The organism is Streptococcus oralis, assembly GCF_001588645.1.
GTDB lineage: Bacteria > Bacillota > Bacilli > Lactobacillales > Streptococcaceae > Streptococcus > Streptococcus oralis_AB.
This window is the reverse complement of record NZ_LAYF01000006.1, coordinates 39,991-58,988: the sequence shown is the minus strand read 5'-3', so window position 1 is coordinate 58,988 and position 18,998 is coordinate 39,991. Positions and strand designations below refer to the sequence as shown.

The 18,998-nt window shown below is 42.9% G+C and carries 21 protein-coding genes; 9 read left to right on the top strand and 12 right to left on the bottom strand.

Annotated elements, in window-relative coordinates:
- Positions 1-22: 22 nt before the first annotated feature.
- From A0739_RS05880 to A0739_RS05860, 5 genes are all read right to left on the bottom strand, one after another.
- Positions 23-904: a hypothetical protein gene (locus A0739_RS05880; RefSeq protein ID WP_061587373.1), complete on the bottom strand. Its 882-nt coding sequence runs from the start codon at positions 902-904 to the stop codon at positions 23-25.
- Positions 905-1,057: 153 nt separating this feature from the next.
- Positions 1,058-1,729: a hypothetical protein gene (locus tag A0739_RS05875; RefSeq protein WP_033630308.1), complete on the bottom strand. Its 672-nt coding sequence runs from the start codon at positions 1,727-1,729 to the stop codon at positions 1,058-1,060.
- 39 nt (positions 1,730-1,768) lie between these two features.
- Positions 1,769-2,515 (bottom strand): hypothetical protein, encoded by a 747-nt coding sequence (locus A0739_RS05870; protein ID WP_185756284.1) that lies wholly within the window; start codon positions 2,513-2,515, stop codon positions 1,769-1,771.
- A gap of 519 nt (positions 2,516-3,034) precedes the next feature.
- Positions 3,035-4,579 carry a peptide chain release factor 3 gene (locus A0739_RS05865; RefSeq protein ID WP_000155105.1) on the bottom strand — a complete coding sequence of 515 codons (1,545 nt, stop codon included), beginning with the start codon at positions 4,577-4,579 and terminating at the stop codon, positions 3,035-3,037.
- A gap of 142 nt (positions 4,580-4,721) precedes the next feature.
- Complete coding sequence (locus A0739_RS05860) at positions 4,722-5,414, bottom strand: YwaF family protein (protein WP_061587372.1); 693 nt, start codon at positions 5,412-5,414, stop codon at positions 4,722-4,724.
- 165 nt (positions 5,415-5,579) lie between these two features.
- Between A0739_RS05860 and gatC the strand changes: the two genes are divergently transcribed.
- From gatC to nusB, 9 genes are all read left to right on the top strand, one after another.
- A complete protein-coding gene (gene gatC / locus A0739_RS05855) occupies positions 5,580-5,882 on the top strand; it encodes an Asp-tRNA(Asn)/Glu-tRNA(Gln) amidotransferase subunit GatC (RefSeq protein ID WP_000705412.1) in 303 nt (100 codons plus the stop codon).
- Positions 5,882-7,348: an Asp-tRNA(Asn)/Glu-tRNA(Gln) amidotransferase subunit GatA gene (gene gatA, locus A0739_RS05850; protein WP_061587371.1), complete on the top strand. Its 1,467-nt coding sequence runs from the start codon at positions 5,882-5,884 to the stop codon at positions 7,346-7,348. Before gatC ends, gatA begins: the two co-directional genes overlap by 1 nt.
- Entirely contained in the window at positions 7,348-8,793 is a 1,446-nt protein-coding gene (gene gatB / locus A0739_RS05845) for an Asp-tRNA(Asn)/Glu-tRNA(Gln) amidotransferase subunit GatB (protein WP_001008649.1), read from the top strand. The genes gatA and gatB overlap by 1 nt, the downstream gene beginning before the upstream one ends.
- A gap of 57 nt (positions 8,794-8,850) precedes the next feature.
- Positions 8,851-9,246, top strand: a complete 396-nt coding sequence (locus A0739_RS05840) for a hypothetical protein (protein ID WP_001031998.1) — start codon at positions 8,851-8,853, stop codon at positions 9,244-9,246.
- 98 nt (positions 9,247-9,344) lie between these two features.
- Entirely contained in the window at positions 9,345-10,301 is a 957-nt protein-coding gene (locus tag A0739_RS05835) for a zinc-ribbon domain-containing transport protein (protein ID WP_000715069.1), read from the top strand.
- A gap of 8 nt (positions 10,302-10,309) precedes the next feature.
- A complete protein-coding gene (locus A0739_RS05830; protein ID WP_000505821.1) occupies positions 10,310-11,437 on the top strand; it encodes an SPFH domain-containing protein in 1,128 nt (375 codons plus the stop codon).
- Between the two features lie 80 nt (positions 11,438-11,517).
- The gene (efp, locus tag A0739_RS05825; RefSeq protein WP_000568640.1) at positions 11,518-12,078 is read left to right on the top strand and encodes an elongation factor P; all 561 of its coding nucleotides are present in this window, start codon (positions 11,518-11,520) and stop codon (positions 12,076-12,078) included.
- 21 nt (positions 12,079-12,099) lie between these two features.
- Positions 12,100-12,489: an Asp23/Gls24 family envelope stress response protein gene (locus A0739_RS05820; RefSeq protein ID WP_000510594.1), complete on the top strand. Its 390-nt coding sequence runs from the start codon at positions 12,100-12,102 to the stop codon at positions 12,487-12,489.
- Positions 12,482-12,904 carry a transcription antitermination factor NusB gene (nusB, locus tag A0739_RS05815; RefSeq protein ID WP_061587370.1) on the top strand — a complete coding sequence of 141 codons (423 nt, stop codon included), beginning with the start codon at positions 12,482-12,484 and terminating at the stop codon, positions 12,902-12,904. The genes A0739_RS05820 and nusB overlap by 8 nt, the downstream gene beginning before the upstream one ends.
- Before the next feature lie 49 nt (positions 12,905-12,953).
- Here the strand turns inward: nusB and A0739_RS05810 are convergent, their stop codons facing one another.
- The 7 genes from A0739_RS05810 to fabF all read right to left on the bottom strand — a co-directional run bounded on the left by A0739_RS05810 (position 12,954) and on the right by fabF (position 18,993).
- On the bottom strand, positions 12,954-13,655 hold the full coding sequence (locus tag A0739_RS05810; RefSeq protein WP_061587369.1) for a CPBP family intramembrane glutamic endopeptidase: 702 nt from the start codon (positions 13,653-13,655) through the stop codon (positions 12,954-12,956).
- 147 nt (positions 13,656-13,802) lie between these two features.
- The gene (locus A0739_RS05805; RefSeq protein ID WP_001017371.1) at positions 13,803-14,570 is read right to left on the bottom strand and encodes an acetyl-CoA carboxylase carboxyl transferase subunit alpha; all 768 of its coding nucleotides are present in this window, start codon (positions 14,568-14,570) and stop codon (positions 13,803-13,805) included.
- Positions 14,567-15,433 (bottom strand): acetyl-CoA carboxylase, carboxyltransferase subunit beta, encoded by an 867-nt coding sequence (accD, locus tag A0739_RS05800; RefSeq protein ID WP_061587368.1) that lies wholly within the window; start codon positions 15,431-15,433, stop codon positions 14,567-14,569. Before accD ends, A0739_RS05805 begins: the two co-directional genes overlap by 4 nt.
- Positions 15,434-15,468: 35 nt before the next feature.
- The gene (gene accC, locus A0739_RS05795) at positions 15,469-16,836 is read right to left on the bottom strand and encodes an acetyl-CoA carboxylase biotin carboxylase subunit (protein WP_061587367.1); all 1,368 of its coding nucleotides are present in this window, start codon (positions 16,834-16,836) and stop codon (positions 15,469-15,471) included.
- Positions 16,837-16,847: 11 nt separating this feature from the next.
- Positions 16,848-17,270 carry a 3-hydroxyacyl-ACP dehydratase FabZ gene (gene fabZ / locus A0739_RS05790; RefSeq protein ID WP_000565515.1) on the bottom strand — a complete coding sequence of 141 codons (423 nt, stop codon included), beginning with the start codon at positions 17,268-17,270 and terminating at the stop codon, positions 16,848-16,850.
- Positions 17,267-17,755 (bottom strand): acetyl-CoA carboxylase biotin carboxyl carrier protein, encoded by a 489-nt coding sequence (gene accB / locus A0739_RS05785; protein WP_061587366.1) that lies wholly within the window; start codon positions 17,753-17,755, stop codon positions 17,267-17,269. The genes fabZ and accB overlap by 4 nt, the downstream gene beginning before the upstream one ends.
- Before the next feature lie 2 nt (positions 17,756-17,757).
- Positions 17,758-18,993 (bottom strand): beta-ketoacyl-ACP synthase II, encoded by a 1,236-nt coding sequence (gene fabF, locus A0739_RS05780; RefSeq protein ID WP_000774052.1) that lies wholly within the window; start codon positions 18,991-18,993, stop codon positions 17,758-17,760.
- Between the last annotated feature and the right edge of the window lie 5 nt (positions 18,994-18,998).

Below are 18,998 nucleotides of genomic sequence, written 5' to 3'. Positions count from 1 at the left end.
TTATATAGGAAAACCAATTTCCTCACATTGTCTCTTCCTGCAACTGTCCACTTTTTACCAGCTTTTTATAGTATCGTTTGCTGTACCATTCTCGGTCTGATATCTTTAAATAAGCCTTATACTCTTCTGGGTATTTGTGGATATAGTAGGCTTGAAAGATATGGACATTGATCATAAAGGCGATAAAATGAGCTCCAATGACAAACCAAACTGGCAAAAACAAACCCAAAATATAGAAATACCACTGAAGGGGGATTTGATATAGCAGATGATAGACCAGCGACACTGGAAAGAGAACTGCCGTGGTTCCAGTGAGAATCCTGACTAGCTGCTTAAGGATTGACTTTTCCTCTTGATCATTTAGTCTGCGATTGAGATTCTGGATGCTATTGAGGATAATCCGGAGAAAGAGGGCTATGCCTATCCCAAGCTCAAGCCAGAAACCCAGGCATGTATAGGCATCATAGGCCACTGCACTGGCAAAGTACAGTCCTGATATGAAAGCGCAAATGGACATGGTGAAATAGAAAGGAAAGTAGGTCCAAAGCTGGCTAGTCAAACGTTTTTTGGGCCAAAAAACAAGCACCATTCCTAGATAGGATATCGCATATACCGTCAGATTAAAGGGCTTAAGAAAGCTACTCATGTTATGAATCAGCAATCCTGCTTCCAGGGAAATGACCTTAACATCACTATCTACACCTATAAACTCTGGTATCCCGATTAATACGCCATAGATCAGAATCCCTGAAAAGCAAAATCCAAGAATAATCACTGTAAAGAGGCGGTTGATGATACCCATATGAATGGGGTTGGGCATACCTGCGGTCAGAGCAAAATCCCCCTGGGTCACAATGCGCTTACTTCTTTCAAAGTCGGCACCGAAAATACGGATGTCTTTCATTTTTTATCTCCAAATTTCATCTGGCAGAATGCCGTATATTCTTGAGAATCTTCCATTTGAGGAGGCCATCACATAGCAACTATCGTAGCAACTACTCCTCGCTTCGTTCAAGATACAGCACTCACTTTCTGGGATTTGACTGTTCCCTAACACCTAGTTACACGTTTCGTTCTCCGGTTCTTTCTTGAACAAGATTTTCCCTTGGCTATATAGCTTCATAATCTTCACAAAACGAACGGGATTGTTTTGGTTATAAAACAGAAAGAGCGCAAAGAACATTATACCTGCTCCCCAAAAATCATAGCCTCGTTCGATCGGTTGTCCAAATTTTTGAGTGCAGTCGTAAAAAACATACAAAAGATAGATAACAAAGGCAAGTATGATGTAACGAGTGATTCGATAGATCGTAGCAGATGCCTCAGCTGGATCAAAGTGTTCGTCCCTCACCATCAAATTATGTGACACTGCGTAGTAAAACACCTTCTCCGTTGTTGGCTGAGCCTTGCGCACATTTTTATAAAGTCCTCGCTCAAGAATAGCGGTAAACAATAGAAACTCAGCCAGCCACAATAGTAAAACATAGCTCAAACTGGTCCAGTTATAGACACCAATATCCAAGGCTGAAAGGAGGCCATAGAGACCAGGTCCACCTGCCATCAGAAAAATAACCATTTCAGGAATGTAAGCATTGGTCTTATAAGCACCTTCCGTATTGAGCAAGACACTCTTTGGAGCAGCCAAGGCCTCCCCAGTCTTTTGGTCATAGTAAACCGCCTGACCATCGCATTCTCCGATAAAAACCCGACGACGTCTCAGAAAAAACATACTCTACCTCTTTCTATCTCACTCTTTCAAAAACGGATCCTAATCCTTTTGCACTTCCTTGATGACAAATTCTTCATCCGTCCCCATACTCACTTCCAGATAGACATCTGGATTGTCGTCTGCTCGACAGATGAGGCTGAGTTTTCTAGCATAAAAGCGGTCCAGGATATCAAATATTCTGGGTAAATTGTTTTGGTTATAAAGAACAAATGTCAAGCCTAATAAAAGTCCTGTTAGGACAATCTTGACAATCTCTCCTCCGATGGGAGTGCCCAACCTCTCTTGGTAATTCCAAATAAAATTATAGGCGTAGAAAAATCCAACCAAGGGAACTAGAGAAAGCAATGCTCTTATCCAGCGAGTAGCATTGCGACTATCTTTTTCACTCATCTCCGCCTCAGCTTCCTTTGTTTCCTCTGACTTTTCCATAAGCGCCAGACAGATAGTTTTAGTAGTCACCTGAGCCCTGTTGACATTTCGATACAAGGCGCGTTCAACAAGGATAGTGATGAAAGCAAACTGCCCTAGCCAAATGAGAAGAACACTCCAGAAGGTAGACATGGTATAGGTTCCTTGTATAAACAAGCGGAAGAAGGAAATCAACCCACTACCACTTGATAACAAGAGGACTACCATTAGGGGGATATGGCGATTCATCTTGCTAGACTTTTCTGTATCCAAGAGCTTGCTCTTTGGTGCCTCCAAAAGTTCGTGGGTTTTGCGATCATAATAAATCGCCTTGTCATAGTATTGGTTAAAAAATATCCGACGTCTTCCTAAAAACATCTCTTTCTCTTTCTAGTTTCTTTCAAGAAAAGGTGCACATTTCTGACCTTCCCCTTTTGACTTGCATAAAAACAGTCTCTCATCCCATAGATAAACTGTCCTACTAGTATACCATAAACCCCATGGACTAGCGTTTGGAAAACAATAAAAGACCACCTCGAGGGTGGCCGTTTATACATTCAAACAAAAAATCCACGAATCGAAACCATTCATGGACTTTTTCTAGTGAAGCGTTTAGGTAAGCCGCCATAGCAGTTACCGATTGTTAGATTACGACACTGAGTTTTACAAATCGATTTCATTTGTAAAACGTGGTTACGACGGAAAAATCCACGAATCGATAATATTCGTGGATTATTCCTAGTGAAGCGTTTAGGTAAGCCGATTTTACACTACGACACGGAGTTTGGCAAATCGATTCTATTTGCCAAACGTAGTTAGTAAGGCAGTTAGCTAGTTCGCCAAATAGCGACTAGCGTCCAACAATTAGGAACTTTAGTTCCAATTGTTGGTGCTGAGTTACATCTTTTCCTCCAACTCTACGTCTGGATACTTGTCCGCAAACCAGCGAAGGGCAAAGTCATTTTCAAAGAGGAAGACTGGCTGGTCGAAACGGTCCTTGGCCAAGATATTGCGGCTTGACGACATCCGCTCATCCAAGTCCTCAGGCTTGATCCAACGAACGGTCTTTTTACCCATCGGGCTCATGACCACTTCTGCATTGTACTCGCCTTCCATGCGGTGCTTAAAGACTTCAAACTGGAGTTGTCCGACAGCTCCTAGCATGTACTCACCAGTTTGGTAATTCTTGTAAAGCTGAATGGCTCCTTCTTGCACCAATTGCTCAATCCCCTTGTGGAAAGATTTTTGCTTCATGACGTTCTTAGCAGAAACTTTCATGAAAATCTCAGGTGTAAAGGTTGGCAGTGGTTCAAATTCAAACTTGTTTTTTCCAACCGTCAAGGTGTCTCCAACCTGATAAGTACCGGTATCGTAAACCCCGATGATATCACCTGCTACGGCATTGGTCACATTCTCACGACTTTCTGCCATAAACTGGGTGACATTAGAAAGCTTGGCAGTCTTCCCAGTACGAGGCAGATTGACACTCATTCCACGCTCGAATTCACCTGATACGATACGAACAAAGGCGATACGGTCACGGTGACGAGGGTCCATGTTGGCTTGGATTTTAAAGACAAATCCTGAGAAATCCTTGTCATAAGGGTCCACAATTTCGCCATCTGTTTTCTTGTGACCATGTGGTTCTGGAGCAAACTTAAGGAAGGTCTCAAGGAAGGTCTGCACCCCAAAGTTAGTGAGGGCTGAACCAAAGAAGACCGGAGTCAGTTCTCCTGCAAGAATAGCTTCTTCTGAAAATTCATTTCCTGCTTCTTGCAACAGTTCGATATCGTCCTTAACCTGAGCGTAGAAAGGATTGCTTCCAAAGAGCTTATCCCCTTCTTCCAGACTGGCAAAACGTTCATCCCCTTTATAGAGCTCCAAGCGTTGGTTATAAAGGTCATACAAGCCTTCAAAGGCTTTCCCCATCCCGATTGGCCAGTTCATAGGATAGCTCGCAATACCTAGGACTTCTTCTAGTTCTTGCAAGAGGTCCAGTGGCTCACGACCGTCACGGTCCAGCTTGTTCATAAAGGTAAAGACTGGAATTCCACGGTGCTTGACAACCTCAAACAATTTCTTGGTTTGGGCCTCGATACCCTTGGCAGAGTCCACGACCATGACGGCAGCATCCACCGCCATCAAGGTACGATAAGTATCTTCTGAGAAGTCCTCGTGTCCTGGTGTGTCGAGGATGTTCACGCGCTTGCCATCATAGTCAAACTGCATAACAGATGACGTGACCGAAATCCCACGTTGTTTCTCGATATCCATCCAGTCAGATTTGGCAAAAGTCCCTGTTTTCTTCCCTTTTACAGTACCAGCCTCACGAATCTCGCCCCCAAAATAGAGCAACTGCTCCGTAATGGTTGTCTTACCCGCGTCCGGGTGGGAGATGATGGCAAAGGTACGGCGTTTCTTGATTTCTTCTTGAATAGTCATAAGTTCTCTTTCTTTGATTTTCTATTTTAGTTGTTTCAGTAGCTAAGAATGATGTTTACATTGGATTTTACCATTCCTTTCAACTCTCCATTATAGCGGATTTTGGGGAGTTTTTCAATTGCTCATCCGATGAAAAGGCGAGCTAGAGCACAGATTTCACCTGATTTCTCTTTTTCCACCGTTTCTTGAACAAGATATCAAAGAGAACCAGAGCCAGTGAGAGAATGACGGACACAAGAAGATATTTTAACCACAGGGGTGCATCCGGAATAAAAGGTGTCTTGTTTAACAAACCATAATTTCCACCCGTCACCTGATTAACCCCAACTAGAAAGAGGTTGAGAATAAAGGTATAGGCTACAATCATATATTTCTTGAGCAAGGTCTTATCATAGTGATTCATCAAGTAAACTAAGGAATTCACTAGAAGGGCATAGTGCCCAATCAAAAATGAAAAACTGGTGATATGGGGGAAATCATAGGGATCAAAAACAGGGTAAACCAAAGCAAAGACCGCTCCACTTGCTCCTAAGAGGGCAAAATATTGCTTGCTCCGCCATTTATCTGGCAAGAAAACTACCGCAAACATGGCTAAACGGCAATGGTAAAATGGAAGGCTATTAGAAAAGGGAATTCCAAAGCCAACATACCAACTATATAGGGCTAGCAACTGGAGGATCTGAATCCCCTTAAACAAGCGGACAAATTTCGGATTTTTGTGATAAACAAGCGCTCCATAAATACAAAGAACTAATAGGATCATCATAGTCCCATACCAAAAGAGCGAAATGGGAGGAGGAACCGTCTGAGATTTGGTGATAAATTGATGGAACATATTTCTATCCTAACTCTTATTTTTTCTATTCTCTAGTTTAACCATTATAGCGAATTAAAAGCGATTTTTCAATTTCTATTTCTTTTCAGTTTGGCTCCCTTATTTATAGGAAAATATGGTAAAATAGAACAGACTAAAAATCATCATTTCACGAAAGGATGCAAGATGAAAATTACGCAAGAAGAGGTAACACACGTTGCCAATCTTTCAAAATTAAAATTCTCTGAAGAAGAAACTGCTGCCTTTGCGACAACCTTGTCTAAAATTGTTGACATGGTTGAATTGCTGGGCGAAGTCGACACAACTGGTGTCGCACCTACTACAACCATGGCTGACCGCAAGACCGTACTCCGCCCTGATGTGGCCGAAGAAGGAACAGACCGTGACCGCTTGTTTAAAAACGTACCTGAAAAAGAAAACTACTATATCAAGGTACCAGCTATCCTAGATGATGGAGGAGATGCCTAATGACTTTTAATAACAAAACGATTGAAGACTTACACAACCTCCTTGTCTCTAAGGAAATTTCTGCAACTGAATTGACCCAAGCAACGCTTGAAGATATCAAGTCTCGCGAGAAAACTATCAATGCTTTTGTCACTATCGCTGAAGAGCAAGCCCTTGCACAAGCTAAAGCTATTGATGAAGCTGGAATTGACGCGGATAATGTCCTTTCTGGAATCCCACTGGCTGTTAAGGATAATATCTCTACCGACGGTATCCTTACAACTGCTGCCTCAAAAATGCTCTACAACTACGAGCCAATCTTTGATGCGACAGCTGTTGCCAATGCAAAATCTAAGGGCATGATCGTTGTTGGAAAAACCAACATGGACGAGTTTGCCATGGGTGGTTCAGGTGAAACTTCCCACTACGGAGCGACTAAAAATGCTTGGGATCACAGCAAGGTTCCTGGTGGTTCATCAAGCGGTTCTGCTGCAGCTGTAGCTTCAGGGCAAGTCCGCTTGTCACTTGGTTCTGATACTGGTGGTTCCATCCGCCAACCTGCTGCCTTCAACGGGATTGTTGGTCTCAAGCCAACCTACGGAACCGTTTCTCGTTTCGGCCTCATTGCCTTTGGTAGCTCTCTAGACCAGATTGGACCTTTTGCACCAACTGTTAAAGAAAATGCCCTCTTGCTCAATGCTATTGCCAGCGAAGATGCTAAAGACTCTACTTCTGCTCCTGTCCGCATTGCCGACTTTACTTCAAAAATTGGTCAAGACATCAAGGGCATGAAAATTGCTTTGCCTAAGGAATACCTTGGTGAAGGGATTGACCCAGAGGTTAAGGAAACCATTCTGAATGCCGCTAAACACTTTGAAAAACTTGGTGCCATCGTCGAAGAAGTCAGCCTTCCTCACTCTAAATACGGTGTTGCCGTTTACTACATCATCGCTTCATCAGAAGCCTCATCAAACTTGCAACGCTTTGACGGTATCCGTTATGGCTACCGCGCAGATGATGCGACTAATCTTGATGAAATCTATGTAAACAGCCGTAGCCAAGGTTTCGGTGAAGAGGTAAAACGCCGTATCATGCTAGGTACTTTCAGCCTTTCATCAGGTTACTATGATGCCTACTATAAGAAAGCTGGTCAAGTCCGTACCCTTATCATTCAAGATTTCGAAAACGTCTTTGCGGATTACGATTTAATCCTAGGACCAACTGCTCCAAGCGTTGCCTATGACTTGGATTCACTCAACCACGATCCAGTTGCCATGTACTTGGCTGACCTTTTGACCATCCCAGTCAACTTAGCTGGTCTTCCAGGAATTTCGATCCCTGCTGGATTCGCTCAAGGTCTCCCTGTCGGTCTGCAATTGATCGGTCCTAAATACTCTGAGGAAACCATTTACCAAGCTGCTGCTGCCTTTGAAGCAACAACAGACTACCACAAACAACAACCCGTGATTTTTGGAGGTGACAACTAATGAACTTTGAAACAGTCATTGGACTTGAGGTCCACGTAGAGCTCAACACCAATTCAAAAATCTTCTCACCTACTTCTGCTCACTTTGGAAATGACCAAAATGCCAACACCAACGTGATTGACTGGTCTTTCCCAGGAGTACTTCCGGTTCTCAATAAAGGTGTTGTCGATGCTGGTATCAAGGCTGCTCTTGCCCTTAACATGGACATCCACAAAAAGATGCACTTTGACCGCAAGAACTACTTCTATCCTGATAATCCAAAAGCCTACCAAATTTCTCAATTTGATGAGCCAATCGGCTACAACGGCTGGATTGAAGTGGAGCTAGAAGACGGTACGACCAAGAAAATCGGTATCGAACGCGCCCACTTGGAAGAAGACGCTGGTAAAAACACCCACGGTACAGATGGCTACTCCTATGTTGACCTTAACCGCCAAGGGGTGCCATTGATTGAGATTGTATCTGAAGCGGACATGCGTTCCCCAGAAGAAGCCTATGCTTATCTAACTGCCCTCAAGGAAGTCATCCAGTACGCTGGCATTTCTGACGTTAAGATGGAAGAAGGCTCCATGCGTGTGGATGCCAATATCTCCCTTCGTCCTTATGGTCAAGAAAAATTCGGTACCAAGACTGAGTTGAAAAACCTCAACTCCTTCTCAAACGTTCGTAAGGGTCTTGAATACGAAGTCCAACGCCAGGCTGAAATCCTTCGCTCAGGTGGTCAAATCCGCCAAGAAACACGCCGTTACGATGAAGCCAACAAAGCAACCATCCTCATGCGTGTCAAAGAAGGTGCTGCTGACTACCGCTACTTCCCAGAACCAGACCTACCACTCTTTGAAATCTCAGACGAGTGGATTGAGGAAATGCGAACAGAATTGCCAGAGTTTCCAAAAGAACGCCGTGCTCGCTACGTATCTGATCTTGGCTTGTCAGACTACGATGCTAGCCAGTTGACTGCAAACAAAGTCACTTCTGACTTCTTTGAAAAAGCTGTTGCCCTCGGTGGCGATGCCAAACAAGTCTCTAACTGGCTCCAAGGTGAAGTCGCTCAGTTCTTGAACGCCGAAGGCAAAACACTGGAACAAATCGAATTAACACCAGAAAACTTGGTAGAAATGATTGCCATCATCGAAGACGGCACGATCTCTTCTAAGATTGCCAAGAAAGTCTTTGTCCACCTGGCTAAAAATGGCGGTGGCGCGCGTGAATACGTGGAAAAAGCAGGCTTGGTGCAAATCTCTGATCCAGATGTTCTGATTCCAATCATCCACCAAGTCTTTGCGGATAACGAAGCTGCCGTTGCCGACTTTAAATCAGGCAAACGTAACGCAGACAAGGCCTTCACAGGATTCCTTATGAAGGCAACCAAAGGACAAGCCAACCCACAAGTTGCCCTTAAACTGCTTGCGCAGGAATTGGCCAAGTTGAAAGAAAGTGAGTAATTTACTCTTTAAACACTTTTTTCTACTTTTAAGACGAGAATGAGACAAGGAGAATAAATGAACAAATTTTTACGATTGCTATTTGTCTTAGTCATCATCGCTATGTTAGGCGCTTCTATACTACAAATTTTCTTTCCATCGTACATGGGAAGCCACTCCGGGTACGGAATATCTGCTGGTTGGCAACGAGAAATTGGAATATGGAATTTAGCTGTATTGATTATTATTCTCGCTATCAATATTAAATACGATTGGTTCTATCTACGAATCGCACTTCTTGCTCTCATTATTGGCGGAATTGGAATAGGAACAAATCACTTACTCAATTATATGGAGTATCACTCTCCTGTAAATGCTATCGGTGCTTTTGAAAATTACTTGCTAGCAATAGGGTGGATTGTGGGATGGCTCATCGAGCGCCATTCCATAAAGAAGCTAAATGCTAGTAAATAACGCCTAGTATATCTTAGATGATTTTTAAAGGTTATTAATAGTTTAATAATCATTCGAATTCAGAATTCTACCTTTTCAATCATATAGTTAGGAGACACATGAAAAAGTTTTATGCTCTTTTAATGACCTGTTTATTACTTGTTTTTCTATCCGTGCCTCAAATCGTTGATGCGGGTGTCGGACATTCCAGAAGTGGAGGGAGCAGCCGCAGTAGCTCCAGAAGTAGCAGCCGCTCAAGTGGAGGTGGAAGTCGTTCTGGTGGCTCATCCTACCACTACTACCGCTCTGGATATGGATCATCCTCTGACAGTTCTGCTAGCTCTCCCTATCTAGGATTTATGTTCATATTAGTCGGAGGAATCATACTAGTTGTTATCGTTAAATCCTTGCAGAATAAGTCTGGAGATTCGAGTTCAACCTACACTAGTAATGATTATCAAACGCTCCATCGTCGAGTTGAACATAACACACTGGCCATTAGTCGTGTGAAATACGGGGATCCAAACTTTGACGCGGAAGCCTTCACATCTTGGGTTAAGGAAGTCTACCTTAAATTGCAGGTTGCCTGGACTGAGAAAAATTGGAACTCTGTCCGCGCTTTGGAAAGTACCAGTCTCTACTCTCAACATAGCACCCAACTCGAAGACCATATTCGAGCTAAAACAACCAATGTTTTAGAGAAAGTTTGTATCGAAAATGTTCGCATCAAGGAGTTCATTGAAAATCCTGACGGAAACGATACCTTAGTGGTGATCCTGTCATCTACCTTGCGGGACTATGTCATTGACGATGAGACTCGCCGTGTCCTTGAAGGAGACCCTAAAAAAGATCTCTTCACCGTGTATCAATTAAACTTTATCCGTCAGCACGGTAGCCAAACGCAAGCAGTCAATCCAGACCAAGTTGTGAGCGACCACTGTCCAAACTGTGGCGCCCCATTGAAAATCTCTGCAGTTAGCGAGTGCGACTACTGTGGTGCCAATCTCTCTCGCAGTCCAAACCAATGGGTACTGGATACCTATGATGTTGTGGATGAAGACGAGCTTTATAATTAGGAGGAATTATGGGATTTATACGTGCAGCCTTATCAGCAGGCTTAAATAGTTTTAATGATAGTAAATTCAAGGAAGCCATTGTCCTTCCAGATAGTGTCTCTGGCGATGCTTTGGCCGTTAAGGGACAATTACTCACAAAAGACCCAGATGGACGTTCTCGTCACAGCAATCAAAATACTGGACTTTTGTCAGATGGCAGTGTGGTTATCGTTCCCCAAGGTTATACCGCTGTTTTGGTAAACAATGGTACCTTCCTTGGTGAAGTCCTCGAAGCTGGTAGCCACGAATGGCAAGCTGGTGATAACGCCTGGCTCCTTGAAAAAGGTGGTTTAAAAGGCACTTGGGAAAACTTTAAAAACCGTTTCTCTTTCGGTGGACAAGTCATCACCCAACAAGAAATCATCTTTATCCGCATGCAACCCATCGCGGGTAATAAGTTCGGCACACAAAATGCGGTCGAATATTTCAGTGAACGATACCAGCAACTGCTCAACATCCGTTTCTATGGCTTGTTTGATGTAAAAATAGCAGATCCAGTCCTCTTCTACGTGAGTTCTGTTAGCCGTCAAATTACTGACGGACAGCCATTTACTCTCCAGGATGTAGCTCAAGGAACGCTCCGTCAAAATATCGCACCGAAAATCGCGATTGCCATTGCCAAATATACCAACGAAAACAAGGTTGATATCTATAGCCTCAATGCCAATCAAGACACCTTTAACGAACTCGCTAAACAAGAGGTCAACAAGGTTTGGACAGGTCTCTACGGGATTGAAGCAACCAACATCTTGCTTGAAGACCTCAGCTACGATCAAGAAAGTCTTGATATCGTTCGCAAGCTTGATAGTGAACTCGTGGCAATGAAGTACAACACGATTGAAATCGAAGAACGTCGTGCTCGCAACGAAGCTCTTATTGCTGCAGCTGCCAACGAAGGAAATGGCAATGGGATGAACATGTTTATGGGTATGAATCTTGGCCAAACTCTCGGTGGTCAACTAAGCCAACAAGTCCAAAATCAAGCGCCGGCTCAAAATACTGGACAAACTGCCAGCAAGAATTTTTATATCGAAGTCGATGGAAAATACGTCCTCGTTACTAAAGACGAAGATGGAAATATCGTACCAGTCAACTAATTAAGCTCCTTCTGACATTTGAGTAATGTTGTCTTTTATGGTACAATAAAGAGTAAATTATTTATTAAAGAGGTAAAAACATGATTGAAGCAAGTAAATTAAAGGCTGGTATGACCTTTGAAACAGCTGACGGAAAATTAATCCGCGTTTTGGAAGCTAGCCACCACAAACCAGGTAAAGGAAACACCATCATGCGTATGAAATTGCGTGATGTCCGTACTGGTTCTACATTTGACACAAGCTACCGTCCAGAGGAAAAATTTGAACAAGCTATCATCGAGACTGTCCCAGCTCAATACTTGTACAAAATGGATGACACAGCCTACTTCATGAACACAGAAACTTACGACCAATACGAAATCCCTGTAGTCAACGTTGAAAACGAATTGCTTTACATCCTTGAAAACTCTGATGTGAAGATCCAATTCTACGGAACTGAAGTGATTGGTGTTACCGTTCCTACTACTGTCGAATTGACAGTTGCAGAAACTCAACCATCTATCAAAGGTGCTACTGTTACAGGTTCTGGTAAACCAGCAACGATGGAAACTGGACTTGTCGTAAACGTTCCAGACTTCATCGAAGCAGGACAAAAACTCGTTATCAACACTGCAGAAGGAACTTACGTTTCTCGTGCCTAATCTCTAGAAAGAGGTCATTCTATGGGAATTGAAGAACAACTTGGCGAAATCGTTATCGCCCCACGTGTACTTGAAAAAATCATTGCTATTGCTACTGCAAAAGTAAAGGGTGTTCACTCTTTTTCAAACAAATCAGTATCTGACACCCTTTCAAAGCTTTCTCTCGGCCGTGGTGTTTATCTAAAAAACGTGGACGAAGAACTCACAGCAGATATCTATCTCTACCTTGAGTACGGAGTAAAAGTTCCTAAGGTAGCGGTTGCTATCCAGAAAGCTGTTAAAGATGCCGTCCGCAATATGGCTGATGTTGAACTCGCTGCTATCAATATCCACGTTGCAGGTATCGTTCCAGATAAAACACCAAAACCAGAATTGAAAGATCTATTTGACGAGGACTTCCTCAATGACTAGTCCACTATTAGAATCTAGACGCCAACTCCGTAAATGCGCTTTTCAAGCTCTCATGAGCCTTGAATTCGGTACGGATGTCGAAACTGCTTGTCGTTTCGCCTATACTCATGATCGTGAAGATACGGTTGTGCAACTTCCAGCCTTTTTGACAGAGCTAGTTTCTGGTGTTCAGGCTAAAAAGGAAGAACTGGACAAGCAAATCACACAGCATTTAAAAGCAGGTTGGACCATCGAGCGTTTAACACTCGTGGAGAGAAACCTCCTTCGCTTGGGAGTCTTTGAAATCACTTCATTTGACACTCCACAGCTGGTTGCGGTTAATGAAGCTATCGAGCTTGCAAAGGACTTCTCAGATCAAAAATCTGCCCGTTTTATCAACGGACTACTCAGCCAGTTTGTAACAGAAGAACAGTAAAAAGAAAAAGTGTTTGATAGATATCAAACACTTTTTTCTTTGCCTCCTACTATCTAAAAATCAAATAATAGATATAAAATAAGAGCGACGGAGCATAGGGAATAACATTATAGAAACTATGACAAACAATAGTAAATCGAAGACTACCCGTAACTCGATAAGCAACTGCAAATAGAAGACCGAGAATACTATAAATTATGAGACTGATGGGGTCACGATGGGATAGAACCAAGTGACTGAGCCCAAAGATGAAAGAAGACAAGATCACATCCAAATAAAATTCCGACTTCGGAAAGAAGGTATTCATAAAATAACCTCTATAGATTGTCTCCTCAACAACAGGTACAATCGAAATGTTAAAGATTAAAAATATAAGACTTGATAGAGTCGTTTCTCTTCCGTTTGAGTAAAGTTCTGAAAGAAGGTCTTGGAAAATAAAGCTATTGTCAATCAATCGAATATTCTGCATTCTAAATCCATTTAGAAAAGAATAGATAAGAAAGCAAACCACTAAGAAAGCGAGATAAGACCAACGCCAACCCTTTTTCTCGAAGATAAAGAGCATCTTCTTCTTTTTCAACCACAAAACGAATAAAAAGAAAATAAGCAACACTTCTCCAACTAGGAAGATTATATAGCTGTCCATTCCTAAACCGAAGATCCTAGCTAGAGTTATGGCTCCTAATGGCGTTAAATAAATGTACAGGAACATTAAAATCATACAGATTCCTAAATGTATTGTCTTTTTCATTCTTGCTCTCCTAATGGTAAACTCTCTATTAGGGCAATATAGAGGATATACCATTGATTGTTTTTCTTATTTATCTAGAGTATTCATGTTTATCCATGCTCTATTATCAAAATAGCTAGAACAAAATGTTCTAGCTTTTAAGTTTTCTTAGTATTTTCTAAACCGTTGGTAACGTTCTTCGATAAGTTGGTCGAGTGGTAGTTCTTTCAACCTATCTAGTTCTGCACGCAATTCATTTTTAACGCAACCTAGCAGTTCTTTACTTGACAGCCCTGCTTCTGAGATTACCTTGTCTACGATTCCCATTTCTAGAAGTTCGTGTGAAGTGATTTTCATCAACTCCGCCGCTTCCATAGCACGACTTCCATCCTTCCAAAGGATAGAGGCAAATCCTTCCGGGCTAAGTACTGCGTAAATTGAGTTTTCTAACATCCAGACACGATTAGCTACTGCTAGAGCTAGGGCCCCGCCAGATCCACCTTCACCGATAATAATCGCAATGATGGGAACCTTGAGGTCACTCATTTCCATCAGGTTTCGGGCAATTGCTTCACCTTGTCCACGTTCCTCGGCTCCAACACCTGGGTAAGCACCCGCCGTATTGATAAAAGTCACAACTGGACGGCCAAACTTTTCTGCCTGTTTCATCAGGCGCAAGGCCTTACGATAGCCTTCTGGATGTGGTTGCCCAAAATTTCGTTTGAGGTTATCATGAAGACTTTTTCCCTTTTGGATACCAACTACAGTTACTGCTTGGTCACCTAACCAACCAATTCCACCGATGACCGCACCATCATCACGAAAAGAGCGATCTCCATGCAATTCGATAAACTCGTCAAAGATTCCATTGGCAAAATCAAGTGCGGTCAAACGACTCTGCTCGCGTGCCTCTCTGACTATTTTTGCAATATTCATCCGCGACTTCCTCCATGCAATCTCACTAATTTAGCAATTGTTTCAGGCAATTCTCTCCGTTTGACAATTGCATCAACAAATCCATGTTCAAGCAAAAATTCTGCCTTTTGGAAGTCATCCGGCAAGGTCTCACGAACTGTATTTTCGATAACACGACGCCCAGCAAAACCAACTAAACTTTGGGGTTCCGCTAGGATAATATCACCTTCCATAGCAAAAGAAGCGGTCACTCCACCTGTTGTCGGATCGGTTAAAATAGTGAGGTAAAAAAGTCCTGCCTTGGAATGACGTTGAACTGCCGCAGAAATCTTAGCCATCTGCATCAAGCTCATGATTCCTTCTTGCATACGGGCTCCACCAGAAGCTGTGAAGAGAACGACTGGCAAGTTTTCTACCGTTGCATACTCAAACAAGCGCGTGATTTTTTCACCCACAACTGTTCCCATAGAAGCCATGATAAAGTTAGAATCCATGATCCCAAGGGCAACTTTTTGTCCCTTGATGCTAGCTGTACCAGTTAGTACTGCTTCATCCAAACCTGTCTTTTCACGTATTGTTGCAAGTTTTTTCTGGTAGCCAGGAAAGTTTAATGGATCTTGAGTTTCAATATCTGTAAACATCTCCACAAAGCTACCAGAATCAATCGTCAAATCCAAGCGTTCCTGAGCTGAAATACGGAAAGTATAGCTACAATGGGGACAAATTCGTTCGCTCCCAAGATCCTTTTGGTAAATGGTGTGTTTACAACCAGGACACTGGGAGAAGAGTTCATCCGGAACCTCAGGCTTGGCTTGTGGTTTCTGCCTTACGGAACGGTTAGGATTAATCCGAATATACTTATCCTTTTTACTAAATAGAGCCATAACTCCCCCTTTTAGTTCTCATACTGTTTGAAAGTCTATTCTTTTTCTTGGTATTTTGGCAAGAAAGTTTCCATCAAGAAGGAAGTATCGTAGTCACCAGCGATAACTCTGCGGTCTGAAATCAGATCCAACTGGAAATCTGCATTGGTTTGCACTCCTTCAATATCAAGTTCATAAAGTGCCCGTTGCATCTTCATAAGAGCATCAAAACGATTCTCCCCATGAACAATGATTTTAGCAATCATACTATCATAGTAAGGGGGAATGGTATAACCTGGATAAACTGCTGAGTCCACGCGCAAGCCAACTCCACCACTTGGTAGATAGAGATTGGTAATTTTACCTGGGCTTGGAGCAAAGTTAAATGCTGGATTTTCTGCATTGATCCGGCACTCGATAGCATGACCTCGTAGGACAATATCTTCTTGTTTGAAAGGTAAAGGTTGCCCGGTTGCAATGCGAATCTGTTCCTTCACGATATCAACACCTGAAACAAACTCTGTGACTGGGTGTTCAACTTGCACACGAGTATTCATTTCCATGAAGTAGAAATTGCCACTGGCTTCATCGAGAAGAAATTCAATCGTACCTGCATTTTCATAGCCTACAGACTCTGCTGCACGAACGGCTGCAGCACCAATTTCATTACGAAGGGTTTTGCCAATCGCAATGGATGGGCTTTCTTCTAAGACCTTTTGGTTATTCCGTTGAAGTGAACAGTCCCGTTCACCAAGATGGACAACATGACCCTCTTGGTCCGCAAGGATCTGAACCTCAATATGGCGAGCTGGATAGATCACACGTTCAAGATACATAGCGCCATTTCCAAAATTGGCCTTGGCTTCACTGGATGCTGTCTCAAAGGCTGCGACCAAGTCTTCTGCCTTTTCAACCTTACGAATCCCTTTTCCACCACCACCTGCCGATGCCTTAAGCATGACTGGATAGCCAATTTTTTCTGCAACTGCAAGCGCCTCTTCAGCCGTGTGAACTTCACCATCAGATCCTGGGATAACTGGAACCCCAGCCTTGATCATTTGCTCACGCGCATTGATCTTATCTCCCATGGTATCCATTACAGCACCAGAAGGGCCGATGAACTTAATTCCCACTTCATCACACATCGTGGCAAACTTGGAGTTTTCACTAAGAAAACCAAAACCTGGGTGGATGGCTTCTGCTTCAGTCAAGACTGCAGCAGATAAAATAGCGTTGATATTGAGATAAGATTCTGTCGCCTTACCAGGTCCGATACAGATAGCTTCATCCGCTAGGAGTGTGTGAAGAGCTTCCTTATCAGCAGTTGAATAAACTGCCACGGTCGTAATGCCCAATTCACGCGCAGCTCGAATAATGCGAACCGCAATCTCACCACGGTTGGCAATTAAAATTTTACGAAACATGGAGAACCTCCTTAGTTTCCAATTGCAAAGGTAAGAGTACCACTCGCTGCAAGTTTACCATCTACTTCAGCCTTTGCTTCAACCACAGCAATTGTACCACGACGTTTAACAAAAGTAGCCGTCATGACTAATTGATCACCTGGTACAACTTGCTTCTTGAACTTAACCTTGTCCATGCCAGCATAGAAGACCAGTTTCCCTTTATTTTCAGGTTTGGACAATTCCAAGACACCAGCAGTCTGAGCCAAGGCTTCCATGATAAGAACACCTGGCATAACTGGGTATTGTGGAAAATGACCATTGAAGAAAGGTTCGTTGATGGTCACATTTTTAATGGCAACAATGGTATCCTCGCTCACTTCCAAGACACGATCCACTAGGAGCATGGGGTAGCGATGGGGTAGAGCTTCTTTGATTCCTTGAATATCGATCATTTGATGCGTACCAATCCTTTACCGAACTCAACCATTTCTTCATTTGAAACGAGAATTTCTGTCACCACACCATCCTTAGGTGCAGGAATTTCATTCATAACCTTCATGGCTTCGATAATCACCAAAGTCTGACCTTTTTTAACACTGTCTCCGACTGTGACAAAGGCAGGTTTATCTGGTCCAGCAGCCAAGTAAGCCACCCCTACAAGTGGACTTTCAACGACATCACCCTCTAGAGCAACCGTCGTTTCAGCTGGTGCTGGAGCTTCTTCCACTGCACTCTCTACTGGAGTTGAAGGGGCCGAAACTACTGGACTTGCAGCTACTGCAGCTTGCGCTGGAACAACTTGAGCTGGTGCTTCAGAAACCATTCTTGCTTCATTCTTACTGAACTGCAATTCGTCCGTTCCATTTTTATAAGAAAATTCTCTCAAACTTGATTGGTCAAATTGAGCCATCAAGTCCTTGATCTCATTTAAATTCATAATTATTTATTCTCCCAACGTTTGAAAGCAAGAACCGCATTGTGTCCACCAAAACCAAAAGTGTTTGAAATAGCATAAGGGATTTCTTGCTCCAAGCCTTGTCCATAAACGACATTCGCTTCGATATAGTCTGATAACTCGCTTGTTCCAGCTGTCATTGGTACATAGTTATGACGCATAGCTTCGATGGTAGCGATGGCTTCTACTGCCCCTGCAGCACCAAGCAAGTGTCCTGTAAAGGACTTGGTTGAAGATACAGGAACTTCTTTACCAAGAACAGCTACGATTGCGCCACTTTCTCCTTTTTCATTAGCAGGAGTTGAAGTTCCGTGGGCATTGACGTAAGCCACTTGCTCTGGAGAAATTTCGGCTTCTTCCAAAGCTAACTTCATAGCCTTAATCGCACCTTGACCTTCTGGATGAGGTGAAGTCATATGGTAAGCGTCACAGGTATTACCATAGCCAACTACTTCAGCCAAGATAGTCGCCCCACGTTTTTCAGCATGTTCAAGGCTTTCAAGAACCAACATTCCTGAACCTTCTCCCATCACAAATCCGTTACGATCTTTGTCAAATGGGATAGAAGCACGAGTTGGATCCTCTGTAGTTGATAGGGCGGTCAAAGCTTGGAAACCAGCGATAGCAAAAGGAGTGATAGATGATTCTGATCCACCAACTAACATGACATCTTGGAAACCAAACTTGATTGAACGGAAGGCATCTCCGATGGCATCATTTGATGAGGCGCAGGCTGTATTGATTGATTTACAGATGCCGTTTGCTCCGAAGCGCATGGCAACATTTCCTGATGCCATATTTGGTAAGGCTTTTGGAAGTGTCATTGGTTTAACGCGTTTTGGACCTTTTTCATGAAGACGGATAACCTGATCTTCGATTTCTTTAATTCCCCCAATACCAGAAGCCACGATGACACCAAAGCGATCTTTATCGATTGCTTCTACATCAAGATTTGCATTTGTCACCGCTTCTTGAGCCGCATACAAGGCATACAAAGAATAGTTGTCAAAACGGTTAGTATCTTTTTTTACAAAGTATTTATCAAATGGGAAATCTTGGACTTCTGCTGCATTGTGCACAGCAAATTCGCTGTGGTCAAATTTAGTGATTTCTCCAATTCCAATTTTTCCAGTTTGCAAACTGTTCCAAAATTCTTCTGGAGTGTTTCCGATAGGAGAGGTCAATCCGTAACCTGTTACTACAACTCGATTTAGTTTCATCTGTC